We start from the raw sequence: 25,570 nt of genomic DNA on the forward strand, positions 1-25,570 counted from the left end.
AACGGGAGCCAGCGCCGAGAGGGATCTTTTTTCCCAGAAAATTTATCTCAGCAAACTTTTGTGAAAACAGGAGTTATACAATAGCACAATTAGCGCAAAACTATTGCTTACAAAACTTTTTTTCAAGCAGCATGAGCGAAGAATCTAATTTACTCTTACCTGTGCCCACTGGTCAATTACAAGTTAGTGAATACCATCCTCGAAGCGTTAATACAGGTGATAAAGTTATTCGGCTTTCTTTGGTAATTCCTACCTACAAAGAGCGCAATAATATCCAAAATGTGATTAGAATATTGAGTCTATTGCTAGATGAATCTATCCCTGGAGATTATGAATTAATTGTAGTCGATGATGATAGTCCAGACTGCACTTGGGAAGTAGCGCGATCGCTAGTCACAGAATATCCACAACTGCGGGTGATGCGACGCCAACAGGAACGCGGCTTATCTTCAGCAGTAATTCGTGGTTGGCAGGTGGCAAGAGGAGAAATTCTAGCAGTAATTGATGGTGATTTGCAACATCCACCAGAAGTGTTGACGCAACTGTTACGGGCGATGGAACAAGGCGCAGATTTGGCGGTAGCTAGTCGTCATATAGAAGGTGGTGGTGTCAGTAGTTGGAGTGTGGTTCGGCGCTTTTTGTCTCGTGGTGCTCAGGTGCTGGGACTAATTATTCTCCCAGGAGTCTTGGGGCGAGTTTCTGACCCCATGAGTGGTTATTTTATGGTGCGTCGGACTTGTATAGCCGGTGCTGCGCTTCATCCTGTGGGGTATAAAATTCTGTTGGAGGTCATCGGACGTGGTAAGGTGCGGGATATTGCGGAAGTTGGTTATGTGTTTTGTGAGCGCACAGCAGGTGAGAGCAAGGTGACATGGAAACAATATGTTGATTATTTACGCCATTTATTACGGTTGCGGTTGTCTACAAGTCCGCTGCGGGGTTTTCCCTTCGTGCGTTTTTTCCGATTTGGATTGGTGGGACTGAGTGGGGTTTTTGTCGATATGACGGTGCTTTATTTACTCAGTGATCCAACGACTTTAGCTTTACCCTTAACTCGTAGCAAAATTATTGCTGGGGAAATTGCGATTTTCAATAATTTTTTGTGGAATGACGCTTGGACTTTTGCAGATGTCTCTATGCAACAGCAGGAATGGCGTCAACGTCTCAAACGCTTTCTTAAATTTAATATTATTTGTCTGGCTGGGTTGGTGTTAAATGTGTTGGTGTTAAATCTGGTATATAATTTCTTGATTCCTAACCGCTACGTTGCCAATCTCATAGCGATCGCTATTGCTACTGTTTGGAATTTCTGGGTGAACTTGAAACTGAGTTGGCGGGTGACACAGGTGAAATAGAGCTTTGATCAACTACTGCTGATAATTTTCGGGAACACCCACGGTAGACAAACCAGCGATCGCCCGTAAATTTTGACAACGAATCAATTCGCTAAAATTTAATCCAGAATGTCCTTCTATCTTGGCTACAGTCTCAATTGCAGATAGCAAATGTTCTGCTGCTTGGGCTTGTGAATATCCCCGACGCTGTGCGACGCGAATCGCCACAGCATCAGCATTTAACTCTGACTCTGGAGATTTATTTGTCCGCCAAATGCGGAGTAGAGCGATCGCACTTAATCCCGCTGCAATTCCTACGCCCACTATATCTGACTGGACTAATTCTACCAGTCCACCCAAAACCCCCGCTAACACTACACCTTGATAAACATCAGGTTTGAACCACTTCACCCCTGTTAACCAACTCACCATTTGCAATAATAATAAGTCTCGTTGCGGTTTGGTCAAACGCTGCCACAAATCGAAATTAATATATATTGGTCGTTCTCGATTCCAAGGTGAGGGAAATTCAGCATCAATTACTTGAGTTTGTTCTGGCTTGCTGACGATTTTTACCGTCATTCGTCCAGAAGCAGGCATTATATCTAACAAACGACGAATTTCTGCTTTTGGCTCCATCATCTTAATTATTCGCCAGATTATTCATAGTCACCAATGCCGTTAAAAATGAGCTTTTTGTGATAATCTTTGATTTGTGAGAACTGAACACAAACGTTAAAAACAGTTGTTGTCTCGGTAAAAACCACTAGAAATTGCGATTTATTCAAGAGACAGACAAAACCATCAGAATACTGGTTAAATAATTGTATAGTGTTGCGGGATTCTATGGTACCCGTTTGCTTCCAAGTTCAAAACACAGCGTTTTGAATAACCATCCAGATTAAATTTTGAACCACATGGACGCTTTTGCTCCCCTCCCCCCTAAATGGACAAATCAGGCAATTCATGCTTATGAATTTTGCTGTCCCAGTTGCAAATCCAGCAGTCGAGAAGCAGAGAAAGTTTGGGTTAACCGGCGATCGCCTGTAACCACAGAAAACCATCGCCGCAAATGGCAAGAATTCTATAGCTGTCAGTGTGGTTGTGTGTGGTGGGCTTGGAGTAGCGATCGCCCCCCAACAGATTTGTCAATTCCCCAAGATATTAATCCTAGTTCCTAAACTCAACTTCTCCAATTGAGAAAAAGGTCTCTCACTGGTGGATTTTCAGTTTGGTATTGACTCCAGCCATGCTTAACTGTTCTTGCATTCTGATTAAAAATTTGATATTTTCATGCAAATGAAATGTATCATCACATATTCCTTTAATACTTAATACTCTTCATGCCATTGTCTTCATTGATGTTGATCAAATGTATACAATCAGCAAAAAGTCAACCAAAAAAGCTTGGGCACGTGCATTCGCCGAACCAGGAAAAGAATTTCCTCTTACCCAACTGCCAATTATCTCTGGCAAAATCCCGGATGGCTTACGTGGCACACTCTACCGTAATAGTCCGGCACGGCTAGAACGTGGCGATAAGCGTGTGGGACACTGGTTTGATGGAGATGGAGCAATTCTCGCTGTAAATTTTACTGAATCGCCCGTTTCGATTTCCAAACCGAAACTCTTGTGCAAACAAACCTCAAACAAAATCTCTATCCTTCAGAACCACAACCTGCTCAAGATGCCCAAAACCCTGAGCAAAGTTGGGTAATAACCGTGGTCTACGATGGTAATTCTCATAGTAGCGAAGTTTGGGTATTTGATAGCGATCGCCTAGACGACGAACCCGTTGGCAAACTCAGATTACCGAGTCCCATTCCCCCAGGATTCCACGGCACTTGGAAACCTGCATAAATGACATAATGCAGGTTTCCATGAAATACTAATTCTGCGGATGTCTTATGGCTTAAAGCTGATGAAACAGCTAAAATCTCGTTCTCAAGACCTGCGGAGTTTATTTGAGAACAACATCACAATTGAATATGTGGCGGAAACTCTCAAAGCTGTACCCGCACAAGCAGATGTGGTAGAAGTGTTGCATTGGATGCAAGCACAGGATTTTGATGTTGTGGGTATCGAGTCGGGGGACGGTATCAGCGCTTATTTAGAGCGCTCCAGTTTGATGAAAGCTAACGCTGGGAAGTGTGGCGATTATCAGCGAGTGTTTCATCCCAGAGAACTCATCGCCATCTCCACACCATTGATGAAATTGTTGCCTATTTTGCAACAAACACCGCGATTATTTGTCCTCGATTGTAATCAGGTAACTGGAATTATTACTTGTGGTGATTTGCAGAAAGCACCCGCTCGCATGTTACTGTTTGGTTTGGTGACGCTGTTAGAGATGAATTTGCTGCGATTGGTGCGGCTTTATTATCCCCATGATACTTGGCAGCAAATCCTCAAACCCGAACGATTAGAAGCCGCTCAACGATTATGGCGCGAGAGTCAAGAAAGAAATGAAGCTACAGATTTGTTGGATTATTTACAATTTTGTGATAAGCGTGAGCTAGTTCTTAATCAACCAGAACTGCTGTTGCAATTGGGACTAAAGTCAAAGCGATTTGGTGAACGCTTTTTGAAATCTGCTGAACAGTTGCGAAATCGCTTGGCTCATGCTCAAAGTTTAGTGAGTGGTTCCTCTTGGACAGAATTGATTGCTCTCGCACAGTCCATGGAGGCGCTATTAATCCGTTGTGAACAGGTAGAGCAGGAGGATTTACACAGAAGAAGTGAGTTTTTTTGAGTCTGCTGGTAGTTATTAAGGCTTGTTGGAGGAATCACTTAATTGAGTTCCTGTGTATGTAGGCAACCAGCCTTCAGCCGTGGTAAAGTAGCGTACACCTTTGCAGTACAATGATGCCGTAGGACTAGACCAATGTTCGACGCCTGGGGGAATGACCAGATAGTCTTGTGCTTGTAGGAGTAATTGTATTTGCACACCATCGGCGCGCACAAAGCCGAAAAGCATTTCCCCAGCTAAAACATAAAGCGGTTCTGGGGCTGAGTGAGTGTGATAACGACTGTAAGTAGCGATCGCTGTTTGCAGATGAGGCGAACCAGGATGTATACTCAGCAAGTCGCACCAAAGATAGCCGTTTTCTTGTTGCAGAAATTCAAAAACGCTACTGTGCAGTTCTAAAATGTAGCACTTCTCAGCATCAGTCAAAATGTCCTGTCCCAGCAAATTGGGGAAAAGTAGCGATGTTCCCGGTTCGTAATGTTTGAGATAAATACCGAGGGTATCGAGTTCACGAGTTATCTCATTCAAGTCAGTAGCGAGCGTGCCGTCGTCAAGTAATAGAGTAGCCATCAAAGAAATCTGATTAATCGTTAAAACGAGTATACTCAACTTTGACTCAAAAAGCCACTATCTCCGATGGGCAAACCGGAGTTTGACCCGACATCAGGTACTCAGCTCCCCAACTTCTAACCCCTAACCCCTCACCCCTCACCCCAAATTAGTAACTATTCCCTAAAATTACGGTTGTTTTTCATCCGCAAATGTTAGTAATAATTCTAGTTTTTTATCAGCTAAAGATAATTAATTAAACAATACTTGCAAGATGATGACGATTAATGATTGTAAGTATTAACCTATAAATATTCAGACGAAAAAAGCTATCAAAACAATCAGAAATATGGCTAAGGTAATAGTGACAGGAGCCGCAGGTTTTATTGGTTCCCACATTGTGGAATCATTATTACAACAAGAATTAGAAGTAATTGGAATTGATGAATTCAATGATTACTACAATCCCTTGTTGAAACGCAAGAATGTAGCACACTTAATCAATTCACCCAACTTTAAATTAATTGAAGGAAATATTCAGTTATTAGACTGGCAAAAATTGCTAGAAGATGTGGATGTAGTCTATCACCAAGCTGCACAAGCCGGAGTAAGAGCAAGCTGGGGACAAAGTTTTTACGCCTATACTGAACGGAATCTCAATGCGACACAAGTTTTATTGGAAGCAGCCAAGAATGCAAAAACTTTGAAAAGGTTAGTCTTTGCTTCCACTTCTAGCGTTTATGGTGATGCGGAAACTTTACCCACCCACGAGGGAATTTGTCCCTTACCTGTTTCTCCCTACGGTATAACTAAGCTAGCAGCGGAAAGATTGTGCGGACTGTATCACAATAACTTTGGTGTACCTGTCGTATCTTTGCGTTATTTCACTGTATACGGGCCAAGACAACGCCCAGATATGGCATTTCATAAGTTTTTTAAGGCAATCTTACAGGATGAAGCGATTCCTATTTATGGCGACGGACAACAAACACGTGACTTCACCTTTATTAGTGATGCTGTCGCTGCTAATTTAGCCGCTGCTACCGTACCCGCAGCTGTGGGCGAAATTTTCAACATTGGCGGTGGTAGCAGAGTAGTTTTAACCCAAGTGTTAGACACAATGGCGGAAATTGTTGGTCAACCCATCAAAAAACACTACGTAGAAAAAGCCATAGGAGACGCTCGACACACCGCTGCTGATGTCTCAAAAGCCAAGAAAATTTTGGGATATCAACCGCAAGTATCGTTGCGCGACGGGCTAACGCAGGAATGGCGGTGGGTGAAGTCTTTGTATTAGACATTTCGCGGAAAATGAAAGAAAACAGGGAACGGGGAACAGTGAAAAAACCCTGTTCCCTTTTCAATAAATTTTGAATTCGGATAACCCGCCCTCTAGGCGCTCGCCAATTTGCCAAAATAGAGCTGTAGGCTAGAATAACTACGCTGCGAGCACAGCTTGACTAAGTGTACTCAGGTGTAGTCGGCTGGTTGCAATCAAGTAACAGGAAGGCAGTATGGATAATAATAATTGGATGCAGCAGTTATTAATGCTGGGTATTGGTACTACATCTTTGGTAGCAGACAAACTGCGGCAAGTGGGCGATGAGTTGGTGAAAGATGGTAAACTCAACCCTGAGCAAGCAAAAGCCGTGATGGATGATATTGCACAGCAGTTAAAGTCAGAACAGGGTAACTGGGATGCCCAAATGCAGCGCCAAATGCGGAATATGATGCAAGATTTGGGAGTGGCTCGTCAGTCTGAGGTGGACGAATTGCGCGGTAGAATTGACCGTTTAGAGCGTCAAGTACGCGATTTAGAAAATAAGCTTTGGCGTTAAAATACTCATTGTGCTTTAAACTGAATCTGTCGTGTGAGTCACGATCACAGCCAGACTACTTAAGTAAGGGGAGCTAATTTTGAAAGCGATTTTACTCAGTGTGGCACTCATGCTGACGTGTGTTGTAGTTTTGGTGTTAGCGCAAGTTGGCAGTAAACAGGACTCTGCGATCGCTGCTAATGTTACCCAAACTGCATTAGTGTCCACTATTACCACTACAAACCAGACTTTAATTGTGAATAACACTATATCTGACGCCAACGATCCCAACGTTGTCACCACGCCTTCTGGACTAAAATACATTGAGTTAGAACAGGGGACTGGGGAAACTCCCAAAACCGGACAGACGGTTATAGTCCACTACACCGGCACTCTGGAAGATGGTACTAAGTTTGATAGCTCACGCGATCGCCGTCAACCCTTTAGTTTTAAAATCGGCGTGGGACAAGTAATTAAAGGCTGGGATGAAGGACTGAGCACGATGAAAGTAGGCGATCGTCGTCAGTTAATTATTCCCTCAGAATTAGGTTACGGCGCTCGTGGTGCTGGTGGTGTGATTCCACCCCACGCCACTCTAGTTTTTGATGTGGAATTGTTAGATATCAAGTAGGGAATTCTCACCATTCCCATGCAGAATTTGGTATAATAATATGCCACTTGTGTAGGGGTGCAGATCATTGGTGTCAACTTAACGTGAAACCCTTGTCAAAACTCGATTTTGGATTTACTCACTCACCATGACAATCCGCGTTACCCTACCCCGGCTTTGCTGGCGCAAAACCTCCCCTCCCCTTGCCAAGGGGAGGGGATTAAGGGGTGGGGTAAAACGCCTGGGGGACAAAGGTTTTAGCTTAAGTTGACACCAATGGGTGCAAATGTGCCCCTACATAACCAAATTCAGCCACTATCCAATCAACTTCTCCAACGCCACTTGCAAATCTTGTGTCAAATCATTTACAGCTTGTCTAGCAGCTTGACGTCCCGCTTGATAATTTGACCAGCGTTCATTGACGGAAATTGGTTCCCCTACCGTGATTTGCGCTTCTCGCCAACCCAGATGCGGACGAGCAGGTAATATCCCTCCACCCACTCTAGACATCATATCGAATATCAGCAACGTTGTTTCTGCAAACCGTTCCACAGTAGGTTTTTCTTGAATATAGTCGATAGTTACAGCCACAAAACTTTCCACTAACCGCATATGGCGCATCCGCAAATCAGCCTCTTGAGCAACCCAGTCTGCGAGTCCCCGTTTGAGAGGTGGTAAAGCATCAATATCTGCTACATCTTCCCGATAGATGTAACTCCAACCCGCTTCTTCTAAACGGCGACAACGGTCAATAAAACTGCCTTGTGATTGTACACCAAAATATTGCTCGGCAACTTGCAAAGCTGTATTTAGTAAGCGGTGTAATCTATCAATTAATTCTTGATTAGGAATATCTGGCAGATTTTGATGATAGAAGCGACGATAAAACTCCTCCATCTCAGTCATCAAATGTTCAGCCAGTCGCCAAAGGCGTTGATAAAAAATCTCTTCTTGTCCGTCAACCGAGTCAGGAACCGATTGCACAGATAAACCGCTATTAGCTTCCAATTTAGAGATCAACCAGTCCAACTTTGACCAAGGTGGCTGTACATAACGGTATTGAATAGCGATGGGGAGAATGAAAACCGTCTCAGGGCGATTAGCTTTGAGCAAATCTTCCACACACCAGAAACCCATTTGAGCGACACCCGGTTCTAAGGGGCTAACAATACCGCTATGACCGTTAGTACCGCCTTCTGGTGCAACTGCTAACGGCATTTTACCATCAGCAAATAACTCCCGTGCCGTTTGCAGAGCGTGTCTGTCTAATCGCTTACCCCGACGCACAGGAACACCCCCAATCCGAGAGAAAAACCATCCTAGGGAATTTCCCGCCCATAAAGTCATCCCTCGGTCGTAGAGAAAATGAGCGTGGATGGGGCGTTTTAAGGCAATCCCTCGCTGACGTGCTACCTTGGGGACGACACGGGAAAGCATGTACAACATACACGCCGAATCGTCTACCTCTGGGTGACGACATGCTAACAACAAACGAATTTTCCCAGCCTGAAATTGTTGATAAAGTTGAGCTAATGTTTCTGCATTCTCAGGTTGAACTCGCAAAATCCCTGCTGGTAGCCAAGGTCTGGTGCGAAACCTGATCAAAAAAGGTATTAACCATCGGGTAATCTGGAGTACAAGCGGGTTGTAACGTATGGGGATAAACTTGAGTGGCGGTTGAATAGATGAAATCGATTTAGACAAGTTGCGCTCCAGAATAGTTTTGCAAAGCGATCGCTTCCTCAATGCTGACAATTTTACAAGGGAGCGTAGAAGCCTAGCAGCTTGATTCTAAACATTGCCGTTAGCTTAATTATGAAGGTGAATGATGAACACACCAGAAGATACAAGAAAATACGCACCAGCTACACAACGTAATCGCCAACCTATTCTAGAAGTGCTTCTAGAAGCCTTGCCTGCCAGTGGTACTATTTTAGAAATTGCCAGTGGGACTGGAGAACATGCAGTCTTTTTTGCACCCCACCTCAACCCTCGTCAATGGCTCCCTTCTGACCCCAATCCCGAATTAAGAGCTAGCATCGCGTCATGGGGGGTACATTTTCCCAGTAAAAACCTTTATCCACCAATAGAATTGGATGCGACTGCGCCGACTTGGCCTGTAGAAGTGGCTGAATTCTCGCTATATTTGCACAACTTGCCAATCACAGCGATCGTCAACATTAACATGATTCACATTTCCCCTTGGTCTGCTTGTTTGGGGTTAATGGCTGGTGCTGGTCGTATTTTACCATCAGGCGGTATCCTTTATTTGTATGGCCCCTTCAAACAAGGTGGAGAACATACCGCGCCTAGTAATGCAGCTTTTGATGAGTCCTTAATCGCCCAAAATCCAGAGTGGGGCGTACGTAATTTAGAAGAAGTTGTTGCAGCCGCAGCCGCCCAACACCTGATTTTCAAACAGACTTACCAAATGCCGGCGAATAATCTTTCACTGATATTCGAGCGTTCTGCCAATCTGAAATAATAGTAGTAGTGGAGGTTAGCGGACTCGAACCGCTGACATCCTGCTTGCAAAGCAGGCGCTCTACCAACTGAGCTAAACCCCCGTAAAATTAAACAAGCAGGTAATTTAAACTGCTTTCGTTATTGTAACCGATATTGTTTCATTTATACAGGCATGAAGCCAGAAAATATCCAAGTTGTTGCCGCATTCTATAAATTTGTCAGCTTACCGGATTTTACCGAGATGCAAGAGCCGTTGCTGTCTTATTGTCAAGAGCAAAGCATCAAAGGCACAATTTTACTAGCTCAGGAAGGTATTAATGGGACGATCGCAGGTTCCCGTCAAGCAATCGACTCAGTGTTAAACTTTCTTTGTGCTGATTCTCGTTTAACAGACTTAGAACACAAAGAATCTTACACCAACACGCCGCCCTTTGAACGAATGAAAGTGCGGTTAAAATCAGAAATTGTCACTTTAGGAATGCCAACAGTAGACCCTAATCAACAAGTTGGTACTTATGTCAATCCTCAAGAATGGAATGATTTAATTTCTGATCCAGAAGTGATTGTCATTGATACCCGCAACGATTATGAGGTGAATATCGGCAGTTTCAAAGGAGCACAAAATCCACAAACAAAATCATTCCGCGAATTCCCTGATTATGTTCACCACAACCTCGACCCCAAGCAACATCAGAAAGTAGCCATGTTTTGTACAGGTGGTATCCGCTGCGAAAAAGCCTCAGCCTTTATGCTTGCTCAAGGCTTTGCAGAAGTTTATCACCTCAAAGGCGGCATTCTCAAATATTTAGAAGAAATTCCCGCCGAAGAAAGTTTATGGGAAGGGGAATGTTTTGTCTTTGATGAACGAGTCGCCGTTAGTCACGGGTTAGCCGCAGGTAATCATGAATTATGTCTCGGTTGTGGACGACCAATTGCTGACGAAGACAAAGCATCTTCCAAATATGAAGCAGGTATTTCTTGCCCTTATTGCTTCGATAATTTAACAGCAGAAAAAAAAGTCCGTCAACAAGAAAAATGGCGTCAATTGCAATTGAAGAACCAGCAACCATACAGCCTAGAGTAATACAACGCAAAGATGTTTTAGGATTGACCAAAAAACAATAAAAATTTCTGGCGTTGCTGAACCAGAATATGAAATGCCAAAAATACCCTTCTTTTTCTTTGTACCTTTGCGCCTTTGCGCCTACCCTGCGGGAAGCCGCTCCGCGTCTATGCGCGAAATAAATTCATACCCCCAATCAGCAACGCCAAAATTGTTTTCCCTCACCCCTAATCCCTACTTCTTCCGCACCAAAGTTAAACCATCAGCAATGGGAATTAAGCTGAGGCTAACACGCTCGTCTTGATGCAACTTTCGATTAAAAGCGCGGATTTTTTTAGTTCTGTTGTCTTGGACTTGCGGATCTGCGACTCTGCCTGACCATAAGACATTATCGATCGCTATGAGTCCTCCTGGACGAATTAGTTGTATCGATCGCTCATAATAATTTTCATAGTTGCTTTTATCAGCATCGATGAAGGCAAAATCAAAACTCTCAGCTTCACCTCCCGCCAATAACTGCGCCAAAGTTTCTAGTGCTGGGGCGATGTGCAAGTCAATTTTATCAGCCACCCCTGCTTGCTGCCAATATCGACGAGCGATCGCTGTCCACTCTTCACTAGTATCGCAAGCTATCACCTTCCCTGTGCTCGGCAACGCTAACGCCACCACCAAGGCACTATAACCAGTAAATACACCTAACTCTAAGGTTTTTTTTGCTTGCATTAATTGCACCAGCAACGCCAAAAACTGCCCTTGTTCTGGTGCAATCTGCATCCTCGCCATTGGCTGCTGGGCTGTCTCCTGTCGTAACTGAGTTAAGATTTCCGGCTCTCGCAACGAGACAGATAGTAGATATTCATATAAATCTGGTGTAAGTCCTAGTGTTTGCTTAGCCATTTGTGATTAGTTCTCCCTCCTTCTCCCAATTTCCCCATCCACCGTGAGTAAAAAAAGCAGCTTATGTGTAGAGATGTTGCGTACAGCATTTTCCTTGATTTCCTGGTCAACTTCCCTTCTAAAATTAAAAACATTATTAATTATTTAGACATGTTCTTGTTCTGGGAGGGTATTGATGAGCCGTCCAATAATTCTGGGGATTGTCGGTGATAGCGCCGCAGGGAAAACAACACTGACTAGGGGGATTGCTCAGGTACTCGGGCCAGAAAATGTCACCCTCATTTGTACAGATGATTACCACCGCTACGACCGCCTACAACGGGCAGAAATCGGTATCACTGCGCTCCACCCCGATTGCAACCATTTAGATATTATGCAGCAGCACCTATCGCTGCTACGCACAGGGCAATCAATTCTCAAACCAGTATACAGCCACAAAAGCGGTACATTTGAGCCACCCCAATACATCAAGCCGAGTAAATTCGTGATCATTGAAGGCTTACTTGGTTATTCTACCCGTGCAGCTCGTGATGCCTACGACGTCAAAGTTTACCTCGCACCCCCCGAACCGCTGCGTGCTCAATGGAAAGTCAAGCGAGATACACTCAAGCGAGGCTACACACCAGAACAAGTGTTAGCAGAATTAGAAAAGCGAGAACCAGACTCAGAACAGTTTATCCGTCCCCAGAGACAATGGTCGGATATAGTGGTGAGTTTTTACCCAGCGCAAGAAGAAACAGACGGTACTAATGGACACCTAAATGTGCGTTTGGTACTCCGTCCCACAATTCCCCATCCAGACTTCACCTCAATTATTAACGCTAGCAACGGTAGTTCTCAATCAGCCATTCGCCTAGGATTAGATAGAGATATGAGTAAACCTGTAGATGTCCTAGAAGTTGATGGTCACGCCACCTTAGAACAAGTCAACAAATTAGAGCATATCATTTGTTCTGATATGCCACACTTACGGAACATATGCGATCGCGAAAGTAATCCCGAATTAGGTAAAATCGCTGGCACAACTGGAGAAACACTGCAAAGTTATCCCCTCGCCCTCACCCAGTTAATCATTACATATCATATGCTGAAGGCAACGCAAACATACTTGTGAAAGGGAACTCTTAACAGGTGAAACCGCCAAGACCGTGCTGGCTCACCTGTTCCCTTTGACTTTGGCAAAAATGAAATATCACCCCAACACCAGGGAAAGCTAACTAGTATGATTAGCTACTGATATCCCAGAAATGCCACGTCAATTTAGTCAGCCGATAAACAGATATCTGGTTACAGCAGTAGCCGGAATTATACTCTGGAATGCCTTATCTTCTGCAGTTTGGGCACAATCGACCAAGTGCGAACCAAAAAGCCAGCTTCCAGCTACCGTAGCCCATAATAGTTTTTCACCAGAGAATGCGATCGTCATTGGCAAATTGCCAGAACAACCATACATAGTAATAGTACCCGGTGAATCGGATCAACTCCTCAACTCCGTCAAAGCATGTGTATCTCATGCCTTTTTAGCACATCATCAACTGGGGAATTATGTATTTACCGAAAGTTTTTCCCAAAAAGCAGACGCTTACCGCCTGTCTGACTTGTTGCGATCGCACGGACTAGACGCGCGAGTCGTCTATTTTCGTTGAGAGGGTATGCAAAAGATGAAAAACTGGTGCATCTACGCTGCTTTAACCTTAATAGGCGTAATTTATACCCCACCTTCTATCGCCAACGAGCAAATACAAGTCAGAATCGAGCGTTGGTTAGAAGTGCGTCACCTCACAGGAACCGTGTTGTATTCTCGCGGGGGGAATTTCCAACCCGCTGTCAACGGAATGCGACTCCAAGCTGTAGGAGATACTATTAGTACCAAAGAAAACTCCAGAACAATTCTCGCCTTAGATAGCGGTATGGGGTTCATTCAGGTGTCAGAAAATACAACACTCACAGTGCTGGAACTGCAAGCAGCTAAAAGTGGTGGAAAAATCACCCAACTTGCAGTCAAAGCTGGACAAGTGCGGTTGCAAGTGCGTCCTTTCACCAATCCCGCCTCACGTTTAGAAATTCATACTCCCGTCGGTATTAGCGGCGTCAGGGGTACAGAGTTTGGCGTCACCGTACAGCCCAACGGTAAAACAAGTGTAGCAACTCTAGAGGGCGGCGTTGCTACCGCAGCCCAAGGGCAAACTGTGCTAGTCAACGCTGGCTTCCAAAACTTTACTGCACAGGGTGAGCCACCTTCTATACCAGTTCCCATACAAGAAAATACTCACCTCAATCTCAGTCAAATCATAACTCACAAACATCAAGTGAGAGTTGTCGGCAATATTGATCCGGTCAACATGCTGAAAATTGTCCAACACACTGTAAATACAGATACCAAGGGCAAATTTGATATCACCGTGCCCTTATCAGCTAACCGCAGAATTAAAGCTTTAGTCATCACTCCATTAGGAAAAAAGCAATTGTATGAATTGGCAGTTCCTTAGTTGGCGTCAGGTGTCGCGCCTGATACCCGGCGCTGTTGCAGCCTTAGTAGTCTTGAGTCTCCTCCAACTCAACATCCTCAATCCTTTAGAGCGGCTGGCTTATATCGCTTTATTTAAACTCCGTTCTGAAATTCCTTGGAATCAACAGGTGGTCGTCATCGGTATTGACGATGCTAGCGTCACAAAACTGGGTAGGTTTCCTTGGACACGAAAACACTACGCAACTTTACTGAAAAATTTATCTGTTGCCAAGCCAAATATGGTGGTATTTGATGTAATTTTTTCAGAAACAACTCCCGAAGATACTCAACTAGCTCAGGCTATGAGTCGTCATGGTCTGGTTGTTTTGGCTCAAGCTTGGGATGCCAAAAGAAAACCTTTAGTATCTACTCCTACCTTACAAGCAGCAGCGATCGCTAGCGGTCACATTGCCAAATATCAAGACCCAGATGGTATTACCCGTTACATCGCTCCGTCTCTCCAAGGGATTCCCGCCTTGGGAATCGCTGCTGGTGATGTTTATGCTACGACTTGGGATCATGTCCACACACCTGATTTCGGCGCACCGTTGTGGATTAATTATCCGGGTGCTGCGCGTGGTGCTCCCCTATACTCGTTTGTTGATATTTTAGAGGGAAAGATTCCGGCTCAAACCTTCAAAAACAAAATTATTTTGATTGGTGCCACCGCTATCGGTCTTGATTCTATCAACTCTACTCCCTTCGACCGCAACTCTCACTTTAGCGGCGTATATCTTCATGCGGTGGTGCTAAATAATCTCCTCGACCAGTCCTTTTTGCGTAGATTATCGCCTGAGTTGTTGTTCACTATTGTGGCAGTGATCAGCATCTTTTGGAGTTTAATTATTACTCGCTGGAGTTTGCGTTGGCAATTAGTCGCTTGGCTAGTTGGTTGTCTGGTGTGGGCAATTATTAGTTTAGCGGCGCTGAAGCTTGGTTACTGGTTGCTTCCTGTCGCATCACCAATGATGGCGCTGAGTCTCAGCACAGCTTTTTTAGTAGTCAGTCAACGATTCAAGCAAGATGTAGCTATCCAGGATTTGCAACGCCAAATTAACATTGATGCACTGACTCAGATTGCGAACCGTCGCTGCTTTAATGAATATCTCGATCAAGAATGGCGTCGCGGGGCGCGGGCGGCTACTCCTTTATCGCTGATTCTTTGTGATGTCGATTTCTTTAAAAAATACAACGATACTTATGGACATCAAGCCGGGGATAGTTGTCTACAGCGGGTCGCACAAGCTATGCAGCAGTCTGTGAAACGCCCTGCCGATTTAGTCGCCCGCTATGGAGGTGAGGAGTTTGCCGTGATTTTACCCAACACTGATGCAGCTGGAGCAATGCATATTGCAGAAATTATTCGGGCGCGTATCAAAGCCTTAGCAATTCCCCACGCCGCTTCTCAAGCTAGCGAATATGTCACATTGAGTTTAGGTGTTTATACGAAAATTCCTGATGCTCAAGATGCTCAAAAACTGCTGATTGCCAAAGCAGATCAGGCGCTTTATGCAGCAAAAGAGCAAGGGCGCGATCGCTCAGTCTTCTTAGAGTAAAATTAAATATTTTCTCAACAGCGGATGATTATGAGCGCAAACGAGGGATAAATAAGGATATCTCCATCTTTGGTGACTATTCCCGCAGTTATTCTATGACCTATTGCCTCAGAATTGCCGATTTACCCACAAATGAGCGCCCCCGTGAGCGATTAATGACTCATGGGCCGAATATTTTAGCCACCGCCGAGTTAATTGCTATTCTCCTCGGCACCGGTCAAGGGCCAGGAAAACTATCTGCAGTGGGTTTGGGGCAATATATTCTCAGCGAATTGAGTAAACATCAGCGCGATCCTTTAGCAGTGTTGCGAGAAGTGACACCAGCTGAATTGATGCAAATTCCCGGAATTGGGCCAGCAAAGGCGACAACTATTTTGGCAGCAGTTGAATTAGGTAAACGTGCCTTTCAATCCCGTCCCGATGGCATACTTATCGATAGTCCAGGCGCAGCAGCAGCATCAGTGAGTCATCAGTTGATGTGGGAAATTCAAGAAAAATTTGCGGTGATTATGTTAGATGTGAGGAATCGCTTGCTAGGCACCCAAGTAATTACTATCGGCACCGCCACAGAAACCCTAGCATCTCCCCGCGACATTTTTCGGGAAGTAATTCGCCAAGGTGCAACACGGATGATAGTAGCTCACAATCACCCTTCTGGTAACGTTGAACCCAGTCAAGAAGATATAGAATTGACGCGCCAGTTATTAGCTGGAGCCAAGCTTTTAGCCATTCCCTTGTTAGATCATCTCATCCTCGGTAATGGCAATCACCAGAGTTTGCGAGAAATTACAACTTTATGGGATGAACATCCTCAAGACGAGTAAATCACTCCTACAAAAAAGGGAACAGGGAACAGGGAACAGATAAGAAACTAAAGTTGCAGCGAAAATTCTCTGGTACATCTCCCCAATAATGGCTCTCCTCCCTCGCCGGGTCGATAATCTGGATAAATCCGATCGCACGACCTGCAATCTCAGCAATCAATTGCTCCCGCCAATCCGGAGTACGATCTAGTTCCACCTCCCAGTGCCAATCATCTTTAACACAACACGCGTTTATGGTGACAAATGTCAAGTAGTAATATTCTTAAGAAAAATTTCTGAACTGTTACGACAAATTAATGCTACTCAAGTTTGGTAAATATCAGTTTATGCATCAAGTAGAGAATGCTAAATTAAGAGCAAGGTACAAAAAGGTTAAAACTTAAATCAAAACCTTCACATTAGAGCCTGTGCCTCCTGCTCTAACGTCCTTGTAATCACTGTTCCGTTATTGCATCCTTAATAATTGTTTTTGCCTTAAGTCCAGTGAGTTGTTATGGAGGTCTTTGTAAGCGCAGCCAGAAGTTCCTACTTAGTCAGCATTAAGGATGTACAGTTAGTGGTTCAGGGAGGGGTAGCGAAAATTGTTCACCTTAGTAAAGTAATTTTCCTCTGACTTGCCAATTTTACTGCAAGATTGCATATTTAATAACCGCCGCAGCTGCTGATGTCTATCTGTCGTAGCTGGAGGCGGTTAAACTTTTATGTGTTAAATAGTTCAACATAAATAAATATCACCTGTGGAGGCTGGGAATGGCACATTGGGCAAACAGGTAATATTCCCTGCCCGATTCCCTATGCCCGCTCTCATCGATGAGCTTAAGAGTAATTACGCAATTTTCATGGGTGACACCTGAATACGGAGAGAAAATCTACTGCCGAAGTTTCCCTGATCACATAAAAATGTGATTTTTGACACTAGCAATAAATCTCATAGAAATATATAATCTAAAGAGTTTAGTTAATAACTATACATAGAATCTCCTGTCAACAGTTACTTACCAGTGCATCCCACTTACAGAAGTGCTCATCTACTGAAGTTACTAGTGCATCCAGCTTACAGAAGTGTTGATCTACCGACTCCTTCTTTACCAGAGGTAGAGAATGCGTCCTTAAGAGGCAGAGCCTCCTAAATTAAGCAATGGTGTTTTTCGGCTGGAAGCTAGAAAAAAACAAGAATTTATCGATAACCAGGGCGTAGCGATCGCGTTCTTAAAACTTAGCGCATTAACCCAAAAAACACTGTAAGTTTTTTTACCAGAAACTAGTGCTAGCCGAAATCACCGCAACAGTGATTTTACTAGTAAAGTTTGTGCATTTCAGTTATCCGAGTCCAAGTAATTGTGTCGCACGAGAGAGATTTATCGTCAACTTAATCCCCGAACAGGGAAATACTGAAAAATTAATGACAATTACTGCTCATAAAACTACCAGAATAGCCGCACTCAGCAAGCACTCACTCGTCATCATCGATTCAGGAATTGATGATTATCAGATGCTAGCTCAAGGCGTCTCCCTCACAGATAAAGTAATTATTCTCAATCAATACCAAGACGGCATCGCCCAAATCAGCGCCGTCCTACGCAACCATCCTGCTGCCAGTATCCAAATAATTGCACACGGTGGCTCTGGTAGTCTGCAATTAGGTAACACTCAACTAAATTTAGACAACCTGAAAATCTATCGCCAGCAGCTACAACAGTGGTCAGCTACAGAAATTCTCATCTACGGATGCGAAGTCGCCCTTGGTAGGAAAGGACAAGCCTTCATTGAGGAACTACACCAAATCACCGGGGCTAATATCGCCGCTTCCACTCAAAAAATCGGTAATAGCCAACTTGGGGGTAGTTGGGAATTAGAAGTAAATATCGGTAAAATCACTACCAGCCTAGCCTTAAAACCACAAGTCAAGGCCGCATACCCCGGAGTATTAGCCGCCAACTTCGACACCCCCACCAACTTCACCGTCGGGAATAATCCCTATACCGTCGTAGTAGCAGACTTTAATGCCGACGGTAAGCTAGATTTAGCCGCAGCGAACTTTAACAGTGACAACATCTCTATACTGCTGGGTAATGGTACCGGCGGTTTTGCTACCCCCACCAACTTCACTGTGGGAGATGGCCCTCTTGCCTTGACAGTAGGAGACTACAACGGCGATGGCAAGCTGGACATAGTAGCAGCGAACTTAGATAGCCAAAACATCTCCCTGCTGATAGGTAACGGCACCGGCGGCTTTAGTAGCCCGACAAATTTCACCATTGGTGCAAATCCCAGGTCGATCACAGCAGGGGACTTCAACGGCGACGGCAAGCGAGATATAGCAACAGCAAACTTCGAGCAAAACACAGTTTCCTTACTACTCGGCGACGGCACAGGGCAATTTGCTGCCCCAACTAACATCGTCATCCAGAACCCCAAAGCCATAACATCGGGGGACTTGAACGGAGATAATAAGCTGGATTTGGCGGTGGCATACGATGGCAACGTCGCCGTATTATTGGGCAACAGCACAGGCGGCTTTGCCACTCCTGCCAACTTCACTGTTGGGGCTGGTTCTGTTGCTGTGGCGATGGCAGACTTGAACGGCGACAATATGCTAGACTTGGTAACAGCGAATAACGCCGTCAACAACGTTTCTGTACTATTGGGTAATGGTACGGGTGGCTTTGGCGCTGCTACTAACTTCTTTGTCGGGACAGGTCCTTTGTCTATAATAGTTGGGGACTTTGATGGCGACGGTAAGCAGGACTTAGTAACAGCAAACGAGGGTAACAATAACGTCTCAGTATTATTGGGTAACGGCACCGGCGGTTTTGGCGCCGCTACTAACTTCACCGTCGGCAGTCTTCCCTTTGGGGTGGCTGGAGGGGACTTCAACGGCGACAAGAAGCCAGACTTAGCAGTCGCTAACTATTTCAGTAATAACATTTCTGTGTTGCTCAATACGGCGAGTCTGACTAACGCACCGACAGATTTGGCGTTGAGTGCAACCAGTGTCAACGAGAATGTGGCTGCGGGAACAGTCATCGGTACACTCACTAGTACTGACCCAGATGTGGGTAACACTTTCACCTACAGCTTAGTTACAGGCACTGGTAGCACGGATAATACTGCCTTCACCGTTGACGGGAATCAGTTAAAAATTAATGTTGTCCCTAACTTTGAAGCCAAACCCAGTTATGGTGTCCGTGTCCGTACTACTGACCAAAGTGGACTGTTTTTTGAGAAGGCGTTAACAATCGCTATCAAAGATGTCAATGAGGCTCCAACCAACTTAGCATTAAGCGCGACCAGTGTTAATGATAAGGTGGCAGCAGGAACAGTCATCGGTACATTCACTAGTACTGACCAAGACAAAGACGACACCTTCACCTATGCTTTAGTTGCTGGGGCTGATGGTGTTGATAATGGTGCATTCACAATTGATGGCAATAGTTTGAAGATTAATTCTTCTCCAAATTTTCAAACTAAGGCTAGTTATAAAATCAATGTCCGCACTACCGATAAGGGTAATCTTTCTTTTGATAAGGCGTTGACTATTAATGTTAATAATAGTAGTCAACCCACTAATCCGACGAATCCGACGAATCCGACGAATCCGACGAATCCCACTAACGCACTGACAAATCCGGCTAATGATGTGTTTAACATCAAAGGTAATACTGCTAAAGTTAAGCTGCAAGTGACGCTAACTGGAAGCAGTCCTAATCAGGTGAGTGAACTGGGTTTCTTTACCGTTGATGATGCTAACGGTACGATTAACGGTATTGCTCCAAATGCAACAGGTTACGCCCAAGCTGCATTAGAAAGATCAAAAACAATCTTCTCTACCCTAGCTAATTCTCCTAATGGCTTTGATGTCAAAAATGTCAGCAGTTTAGTCGAATTAAATTCTGGTGCTAATGTGCGGCTGATATTGGCAAAAAATACTTCTCTGGATGCTGTACGGGCAGGAGTTACCCCCATCAGCGAATTACAATTTGTGAATCCAGCGACACTAAAAATTACCAATTTGGGAGACAATGCTTTTTCTATTGCCTTCCCAGATTTTACGGTGAATATTAAGCAGACAAATCAATCTTCTGCTCTAGGTACAAATCTCCAGAGTGACTCCCAAGGAGAAATCATTGATTTGCGAGATGTCAAACAATCAGTTAAAGCTGAGTTCACAGTTTTTAGAGAAGCAGCTTTCAATAACTTTGTTGGCTTTTATCAAGTCGTTGATCAAAATGGTGGTATAGACACTGATGGCGATGGCAAAGCTGATGTTTTGACTGGACAAGCTGGTTACACCCAAGCAGCTATTCGGGGGCGTGTTGCGGGTATTGACTTGACAGTTAATAACCAAGGTACAGCTAGTTTTACTGGTACTTTCAAAGCTGGTGCTATCTTCGCACCATTTTTGATTGTTAATGGTAGACCGGATGCAATTTTAGATGCTAATCCTAATAACGATCCGGCGGTTTATTTCCCATTCTTAGGAGCTAATGCCGATAAGTCAGATAATATTCGCTTATTGGGTAATAATGTCTTTGGTTTTGAAGATTTAGTCAACGGAGGTGATAGAGATTTCAATGATGTGATTGTCAAGGTTAATTTGACAACAATTGCGTAGCAATTTGCTAGCAGGCTATAAATCAATACATTTCAGTTAAGCTCAACATGTAGAGACGAAGCAAAAGCAACGTCTCTACATGTCAGCAATGGTTACTAAAAGTCTGGAGATGAAAGAATGTTTTGACCTAAATTATGGATATTAAACAATCGTCACTAAAGCTCAACTAAATTAAGGTAATTACTGTCACTTCTGGTGGACAAAATAACCGTCCTGGTCGATAAGTTCCTAAGCCACGATTGACATACAACTGATTATTAGCTACACGATGAAATCCTTGGGCCCATTCCCAATAGCGCACGACTTTAGAAGAGTCGCCTAGTAGGAGTGTGATCCAACGTCGCCATTTTTTAGGTAATTTTTTCAGGAGTTTTTTGTAATAGAAAACTAGGGGGCCAATCCCTGGTAAGACGATATGACCACCATGGGTATGACCAGATAGCTGCAAATCTACTCGCCATTTTTGCAAAATCATGGCTGTATCTGGATTGTGAGATAAGACAATGCGGGGTGTCGCTGAGTCGAGTTGATTCATCACTGGTGCGGGATAAAATTCCCTTGACCAGTAATCAGCTAACCCTACCAATGGTAATTCTTGACCTAGTGGATAGGCGATTTGATTCCAAAGAACATGGACGCCAATACTAGTAAATGCGTCTGTAACTTCTGCTTTTGAATGACTTAATTGTATGTCATGGTTGCCAAGTACGGCATAAACTCCGCAACGACTTTCTAGATGTTTAAGACGCCGCACTAGTTGGTGAATTGGCGTGGGATCGTCAGTGACATAATCGCCGGTGAGGAGAATTAAATCTGCTTCTGCTTCGTTGCTCAGGGCGATCGCTTTTTCTAACATCTCCTCTGACAGCCGCAAACCATCGTAATGAAAATCTGATAGCTGCACCAACTTTGTCCCTCGTAAAGATGCAGGTAAGTTGGCAATCTTAACCGTTAGTTTATCTACTCTTAAATGTCCTGTAAATAACCAGTGCATAGCTTAATAGATACTCCTCATAGCAGCGCTTACAGCTTACCAAAAATCAAAATCTATCTTGCATAACTGCGACAATTTATGTCACAATAACAGAACAAAATTTATCAAGCACATTAAATTCTGTAGAAAAATTACAGGTCTTGTAGAGTAATAATAGTCACTTCTGGTGGGCAAAACAAACGACCTGGTTGATAGCTTCCCAAGCCACGGTTAACATATAGTTGATTATTCCCAATTTTGTGTAAACCCTGTAACCATTCCCAATGGCGGACGACTGAATAATCGCGGCGCAAAAAAGGTATGCGGCGTCTCAGTTTTTTAGGTATTTTTCCTACTGTTTTTTTATAAATAAGTGCTGCAGGCCCTAGACCAGGAATCACAATTTGACCCCCATGAGTATGACCAGATAGTTGTAAATCTACTCGCCATGCTTGCAGTATCTCTGCGGTGTCAGGGTTGTGAGATAATACAATCCTGGGCGTGGCGGGGTTTAACTGGTTCATAACTTGCGCGGGGTTAAATTCAGGCGATCGCTGATCTGCTAGTCCTACTAAAGGTAATTTTGTTCCCAATGGATAGGCGATTTCGTTCCACAACACCTGAATTCCAATACTATTCAGGGCGGTGATAATTTCTGCTTTTGAGTGTTTGTAGTAAATATCATGGTTTCCTAGTATGGCGTAGACACCAGCGCGACTTTGTAGCTGTTTAAGCCGTAGTATCAAAGAGTGAATCGGTGCTGGGCTGGTGGTTACATAGTCGCCTGTGAGGAGGACTAAATCTGGTTGAGCTTGATTGCTAGCTGCGATCGCTGCTGTTAAAATTTCCTCTGACAATCGGACACCATCATAATGAAAATCTGACAACTGCACCAGCTTCTTACCTCGTAAACAGCTAGGTAAGTCTGCAATCCTCACCGTCAATTTTTCGATACTCAACGGCCCAGATGACAACCAGTGCATAGAGGAAGCGCTCAATAGTCCTTAACCATAGCGCTTATAGCTTAACGAAAAATCCCCTATTTGCCTGTCACCGCTGTAGTAACTTCTTCAAAAATTCATGAAGATGGGGATTTTTCTGCGTACTTATGCTGAATTTTAGCTGTTAATAATGCGATCGCACCACTCCAATTACGAACTAACAACCAGTATCACAACTTCATCAGTTAATCTAAAATTATAAAAGCTCAAACTGGGGAGAGCACAGCAATGTCATCCGAAGCTATACAAGAGACAATCTCTCAAGATGTAGAATCGTGGGACTGGGAAAATCCCCCCATGCCTCCTACTGACTTGATTTTTGATGATGGAGAACCTTTGGAAAGTAATCGCCACCGCATTGCAATGAATGTTTTAATTCGGTCATTAGAACAAGCTTGGATTGACCGTAACGACTTCTTCACAGGTGGTAATATGTTCGTGTACTACAACAGTGCTCAGGCTCGTAACAAAGATTTCCGTGGCCCTGACTTTTTTGCAGTACTCGATGTTGAAGGTGATAAATCTAGACAAGGCTGGGTAGTTTGGGATGAAGGCGGACGCTACCCAGATGTAATCGTAGAATTGATGTCACCTTCAACAGCTAAAATTGACACAACGACCAAGAAAGATATTTATGAACGGGTTTTCCGAACACCGGATTACTTTGTTTTTGATCCTTTTAAACCTAATTCTTTGCAAGGATGGCACTTCGATGCTCATCTACGTTATCAACCCATAGCCGCAAATGAGCAAGGGTGGCTATGGTGCGAAACTTTAGGCTTTTGGTTGGGAACATGGCAAGGAACAATCAACCGAGAAACAGCGATATGGTTGCGATTTTATCATCCTTCTGGTGCTTTAGTTTTGCTGCCAGAAGAAGCCGCAATCATCGAAGCTGAACAAGAACGCCAAAAAGCTGAACAAGAACGCCAAAAAGCTGAACAAGAGCGTCAAAAAGCTGAACAAGAACGTCAAAAAACTGAACGTCTGACAGCACAGTTACGCGCATTGGGAATAGAACCGGAAGTATGAACCAATTCGCAATTCGCAATTAAATTAAGTCACCAACAAGGGGGAGCCAGTCTCTTGGGCGGGTTTACCGGCTTATAGACACCCACCAGAAGGCTTCCCGCTCTTTAGCAAGTGGCGTCCAAGACTGCGACTCCCTCACCGCTGTGCGTCTACAGACTTCATACTTCATACTTCATACTTCATACTTTTTTCACTACGCTAGTTGAATTTTTTTGCTGACAAAAATACAACCAGCTATCACAAAAAAAGCCACTTCAGCTAATAAAAATGCTGCTATGGGTGTAATCCCAATTTCTTTAATTAGCAGTGATACTAGCGCAGTAGCACCAGCAGCCCCGGCGAAATATAACCCAGTTCCTAAGCCTGCTTGATGGGGGGTAACTTTGCCTAAAGCGAAGGGAATCATGCTGACAAAAACTAAACTAAAACTGATACCAAAAGCTAGAATAAATCCAACTACTAAAATATCATTGTCGTTTAATAATGTTAATCCCATCAAGCCGGTGATGGCGCCTAAACCAAGGGTAATAGCTTTATTTGCACCTATTTGTGCAGTCCATTCTCCAAGGGGAACAGAGGCGATCGCTGCTACTAAAAGTATCCCTGAAGTAATAAATTCTAACTTGATGCTGGGTAGCTGAGTTTGTAATGTGCGTGGAAATATAGACATTAATAAATTGATTTCTAACCCTGCGCCTAAGCCGACAATAAAAACTAAAATTAAGAGTAGAAGCGGTGTGGTAGCTGGTATATCTTGATTAAGAATAGCAGAATTAAAAGTGCGATTTGGAGTTGATGACCGTAAAATATATGCTCCCATCAGCAAGGCGATCGCACTTACAAGAAAAGTTGTAGTTGCACCAATTTTATTGAGAAATATATTCAGCAAAGGGCCAATTGCGCCGATTAACCCAAATACAAACACCAGCACAGCATTAGCCTGAGGTAATTCGGTTATGGGTGCAAACTGCATTAACAATGCGATCGCTGGGCCACGAAAGCTAATCATGGCGATCACCCAAAGAGTCATTAATACAGGTATTACCCAACGGATACCACCTTGTAAATTCTGTTCTAGCAACAACGAAATAGCGACAAAAATCAAACCTGCTAATGTTACCCCCACAGTGACGATTAGTAAGCGATTCCCTAAATGGTGTTGAATACGATCAGAAATTGCACCTACTAAAGGTTCTATAAAAGTGGCGAGTAACCCTTGAAATATCCCTAAATAACTTGCTAATTCCACAAATTCTAGCTTTTGTAAAATTTTTGGTTGATACAAACTATAAGCCATCCAACTACAGCTAATCGCCGCCACTAAAGTAGCTAATCCCCAAACTTGTCGCCATAAAATCCCTGGACGGGAATTGAAAGAGTTAACCATAATTTTGTCTTACTCTCTAGTGTTAGTAATGTGATTGTAGGACAAACATCAACGGCAAAATGGCTGTGACAGTTGCATAATTTTGATATTACTAAACAATATTTTGATTAATATCTACAACTAACCTCAACACCTATCCGCATATTAATTCAAAACTCGCCCATTTTTTGCTGATTCATCAATCATAT

General features: G+C 43.8%; 24 protein-coding genes, 1 tRNA gene and 1 pseudogene. 17 read left to right on the forward strand and 9 right to left on the reverse strand.

The genetic code is table 11. The features are described 5' to 3' along the window. Window positions 1-131 precede the first annotated feature (131 nt). Window positions 132-1,355, forward strand: coding sequence for a glycosyltransferase (locus tag MIC7126_RS0118795; RefSeq protein WP_017654717.1), 1,224 nt, complete (start codon window positions 132-134; stop codon window positions 1,353-1,355). A 12-nt stretch (window positions 1,356-1,367) separates the two neighbouring features. Here the strand turns inward: MIC7126_RS0118795 and MIC7126_RS0118800 are convergent, their stop codons facing one another. Further along, complete coding sequence (locus MIC7126_RS0118800) at window positions 1,368-1,973, reverse strand: DUF3318 domain-containing protein (protein ID WP_017654718.1); 606 nt, start codon at window positions 1,971-1,973, stop codon at window positions 1,368-1,370. 278 nt (window positions 1,974-2,251) lie between these two features. Here MIC7126_RS0118800 and MIC7126_RS0118805 point away from each other — a divergent pair, with 278 nt between their 5' ends. The 4 genes and pseudogenes from MIC7126_RS0118805 (at window position 2,252) to MIC7126_RS0118815 (ending at window position 4,086) form a co-directional block, all read left to right on the forward strand. Further along, window positions 2,252-2,515 carry a hypothetical protein gene (locus tag MIC7126_RS0118805; RefSeq protein WP_017654719.1) on the forward strand — a complete coding sequence of 88 codons (264 nt, stop codon included), beginning with the start codon at window positions 2,252-2,254 and terminating at the stop codon, window positions 2,513-2,515. 191 nt (window positions 2,516-2,706) lie between these two features. Continuing rightward, a pseudogene (locus MIC7126_RS29555) lies at window positions 2,707-2,937 on the forward strand (carotenoid oxygenase family protein); the annotation flags it as partial. A gap of 29 nt (window positions 2,938-2,966) precedes the next feature. Beyond that, the gene (locus MIC7126_RS0118810; RefSeq protein ID WP_017654720.1) at window positions 2,967-3,194 is read left to right on the forward strand and encodes a carotenoid oxygenase family protein; all 228 of its coding nucleotides are present in this window, start codon (window positions 2,967-2,969) and stop codon (window positions 3,192-3,194) included. A gap of 61 nt (window positions 3,195-3,255) precedes the next feature. Next, window positions 3,256-4,086, forward strand: a complete 831-nt coding sequence (locus MIC7126_RS0118815; protein ID WP_026100367.1) for a hypothetical protein — start codon at window positions 3,256-3,258, stop codon at window positions 4,084-4,086. 15 nt (window positions 4,087-4,101) lie between these two features. On the opposite strand, the gene MIC7126_RS0118820 is transcribed toward MIC7126_RS0118815, so the two are convergent. Beyond that, window positions 4,102-4,653: a 1,2-dihydroxy-3-keto-5-methylthiopentene dioxygenase gene (locus MIC7126_RS0118820; RefSeq protein ID WP_017654722.1), complete on the reverse strand. Its 552-nt coding sequence runs from the start codon at window positions 4,651-4,653 to the stop codon at window positions 4,102-4,104. A gap of 328 nt (window positions 4,654-4,981) precedes the next feature. On the opposite strand from MIC7126_RS0118820, the gene MIC7126_RS0118825 reads away from it, so the two are divergent. The 3 genes from MIC7126_RS0118825 to MIC7126_RS0118835 all read left to right on the forward strand — a co-directional run bounded on the left by MIC7126_RS0118825 (window position 4,982) and on the right by MIC7126_RS0118835 (window position 7,080). After that, entirely contained in the window at window positions 4,982-5,929 is a 948-nt protein-coding gene (locus MIC7126_RS0118825) for an NAD-dependent epimerase/dehydratase family protein (RefSeq protein ID WP_017654723.1), read from the forward strand. Window positions 5,930-6,146: 217 nt separating this feature from the next. Beyond that, on the forward strand, window positions 6,147-6,470 hold the full coding sequence (locus MIC7126_RS0118830) for a phasin family protein (protein ID WP_015132139.1): 324 nt from the start codon (window positions 6,147-6,149) through the stop codon (window positions 6,468-6,470). A gap of 79 nt (window positions 6,471-6,549) precedes the next feature. Next, complete coding sequence (locus MIC7126_RS0118835) at window positions 6,550-7,080, forward strand: FKBP-type peptidyl-prolyl cis-trans isomerase (protein ID WP_017654724.1); 531 nt, start codon at window positions 6,550-6,552, stop codon at window positions 7,078-7,080. Window positions 7,081-7,374: 294 nt separating this feature from the next. On the opposite strand, the gene MIC7126_RS0118840 is transcribed toward MIC7126_RS0118835, so the two are convergent. Further along, window positions 7,375-8,763: a lysophospholipid acyltransferase family protein gene (locus tag MIC7126_RS0118840; protein ID WP_026100368.1), complete on the reverse strand. Its 1,389-nt coding sequence runs from the start codon at window positions 8,761-8,763 to the stop codon at window positions 7,375-7,377. Between the two features lie 124 nt (window positions 8,764-8,887). Here MIC7126_RS0118840 and MIC7126_RS0118845 point away from each other — a divergent pair, with 124 nt between their 5' ends. Beyond that, on the forward strand, window positions 8,888-9,544 hold the full coding sequence (locus MIC7126_RS0118845; protein ID WP_017654726.1) for a DUF938 domain-containing protein: 657 nt from the start codon (window positions 8,888-8,890) through the stop codon (window positions 9,542-9,544). Window positions 9,545-9,553: 9 nt separating this feature from the next. Here MIC7126_RS0118845 and MIC7126_RS0118850 read toward each other — a convergent pair. Further along, window positions 9,554-9,626, reverse strand: a tRNA-Ala gene (locus MIC7126_RS0118850). 71 nt (window positions 9,627-9,697) lie between these two features. Between MIC7126_RS0118850 and trhO the strand changes: the two genes are divergently transcribed. Next, window positions 9,698-10,609: an oxygen-dependent tRNA uridine(34) hydroxylase TrhO gene (gene trhO / locus MIC7126_RS0118855; protein ID WP_017654727.1), complete on the forward strand. Its 912-nt coding sequence runs from the start codon at window positions 9,698-9,700 to the stop codon at window positions 10,607-10,609. Between the two features lie 213 nt (window positions 10,610-10,822). Here trhO and MIC7126_RS0118860 read toward each other — a convergent pair whose 3' ends face one another. Continuing rightward, window positions 10,823-11,485 carry a class I SAM-dependent methyltransferase gene (locus MIC7126_RS0118860; RefSeq protein WP_017654728.1) on the reverse strand — a complete coding sequence of 221 codons (663 nt, stop codon included), beginning with the start codon at window positions 11,483-11,485 and terminating at the stop codon, window positions 10,823-10,825. A 175-nt stretch (window positions 11,486-11,660) separates the two neighbouring features. On the opposite strand from MIC7126_RS0118860, the gene MIC7126_RS0118865 reads away from it, so the two are divergent. The 5 genes from MIC7126_RS0118865 to radC all read left to right on the forward strand — a co-directional run bounded on the left by MIC7126_RS0118865 (window position 11,661) and on the right by radC (window position 16,374). Beyond that, a complete protein-coding gene (locus tag MIC7126_RS0118865; protein WP_017654729.1) occupies window positions 11,661-12,599 on the forward strand; it encodes a phosphoribulokinase in 939 nt (312 codons plus the stop codon). Between the two features lie 133 nt (window positions 12,600-12,732). Beyond that, a complete protein-coding gene (locus MIC7126_RS0118870) occupies window positions 12,733-13,131 on the forward strand; it encodes a hypothetical protein (RefSeq protein ID WP_017654730.1) in 399 nt (132 codons plus the stop codon). Window positions 13,132-13,146: 15 nt separating this feature from the next. Continuing rightward, entirely contained in the window at window positions 13,147-13,974 is an 828-nt protein-coding gene (locus MIC7126_RS0118875) for a FecR family protein (RefSeq protein ID WP_017654731.1), read from the forward strand. Further along, complete coding sequence (locus MIC7126_RS0118880) at window positions 13,955-15,550, forward strand: diguanylate cyclase domain-containing protein (RefSeq protein ID WP_017654732.1); 1,596 nt, start codon at window positions 13,955-13,957, stop codon at window positions 15,548-15,550. Before MIC7126_RS0118875 ends, MIC7126_RS0118880 begins: the two co-directional genes overlap by 20 nt. A gap of 95 nt (window positions 15,551-15,645) precedes the next feature. Next, window positions 15,646-16,374 carry a RadC family protein gene (gene radC, locus MIC7126_RS0118885; RefSeq protein WP_017654733.1) on the forward strand — a complete coding sequence of 243 codons (729 nt, stop codon included), beginning with the start codon at window positions 15,646-15,648 and terminating at the stop codon, window positions 16,372-16,374. 7 nt (window positions 16,375-16,381) lie between these two features. On the opposite strand, the gene MIC7126_RS29560 is transcribed toward radC, so the two are convergent. Next, window positions 16,382-16,570, reverse strand: coding sequence for a hypothetical protein (locus MIC7126_RS29560; RefSeq protein ID WP_202951049.1), 189 nt, complete (start codon window positions 16,568-16,570; stop codon window positions 16,382-16,384). A gap of 1,068 nt (window positions 16,571-17,638) precedes the next feature. Here MIC7126_RS29560 and MIC7126_RS29565 point away from each other — a divergent pair. Next, on the forward strand, window positions 17,639-20,989 hold the full coding sequence (locus MIC7126_RS29565; RefSeq protein WP_017654734.1) for an FG-GAP-like repeat-containing protein: 3,351 nt from the start codon (window positions 17,639-17,641) through the stop codon (window positions 20,987-20,989). A gap of 166 nt (window positions 20,990-21,155) precedes the next feature. Here MIC7126_RS29565 and MIC7126_RS0118895 read toward each other — a convergent pair whose 3' ends face one another. Then, the gene (locus tag MIC7126_RS0118895; RefSeq protein WP_017654735.1) at window positions 21,156-21,983 is read right to left on the reverse strand and encodes a metallophosphoesterase; all 828 of its coding nucleotides are present in this window, start codon (window positions 21,981-21,983) and stop codon (window positions 21,156-21,158) included. Window positions 21,984-22,114: 131 nt separating this feature from the next. Next, window positions 22,115-22,945: a metallophosphoesterase gene (locus MIC7126_RS0118900; RefSeq protein ID WP_017654736.1), complete on the reverse strand. Its 831-nt coding sequence runs from the start codon at window positions 22,943-22,945 to the stop codon at window positions 22,115-22,117. A gap of 246 nt (window positions 22,946-23,191) precedes the next feature. Here MIC7126_RS0118900 and MIC7126_RS0118905 point away from each other — a divergent pair, with 246 nt between their 5' ends. Further along, window positions 23,192-23,995: a Uma2 family endonuclease gene (locus MIC7126_RS0118905; protein WP_017654737.1), complete on the forward strand. Its 804-nt coding sequence runs from the start codon at window positions 23,192-23,194 to the stop codon at window positions 23,993-23,995. A gap of 193 nt (window positions 23,996-24,188) precedes the next feature. Here MIC7126_RS0118905 and MIC7126_RS0118910 read toward each other — a convergent pair whose 3' ends face one another. Further along, window positions 24,189-25,382, reverse strand: a complete 1,194-nt coding sequence (locus MIC7126_RS0118910) for an MFS transporter (RefSeq protein ID WP_017654738.1) — start codon at window positions 25,380-25,382, stop codon at window positions 24,189-24,191. Window positions 25,383-25,570: the final 188 nt, after the last annotated feature.

Origin of the sequence: Fortiea contorta PCC 7126 (assembly GCF_000332295.1) — a bacterium.
In the GTDB taxonomy this organism is placed as follows: domain Bacteria; phylum Cyanobacteriota; class Cyanobacteriia; order Cyanobacteriales; family Nostocaceae; genus Fortiea; species Fortiea contorta.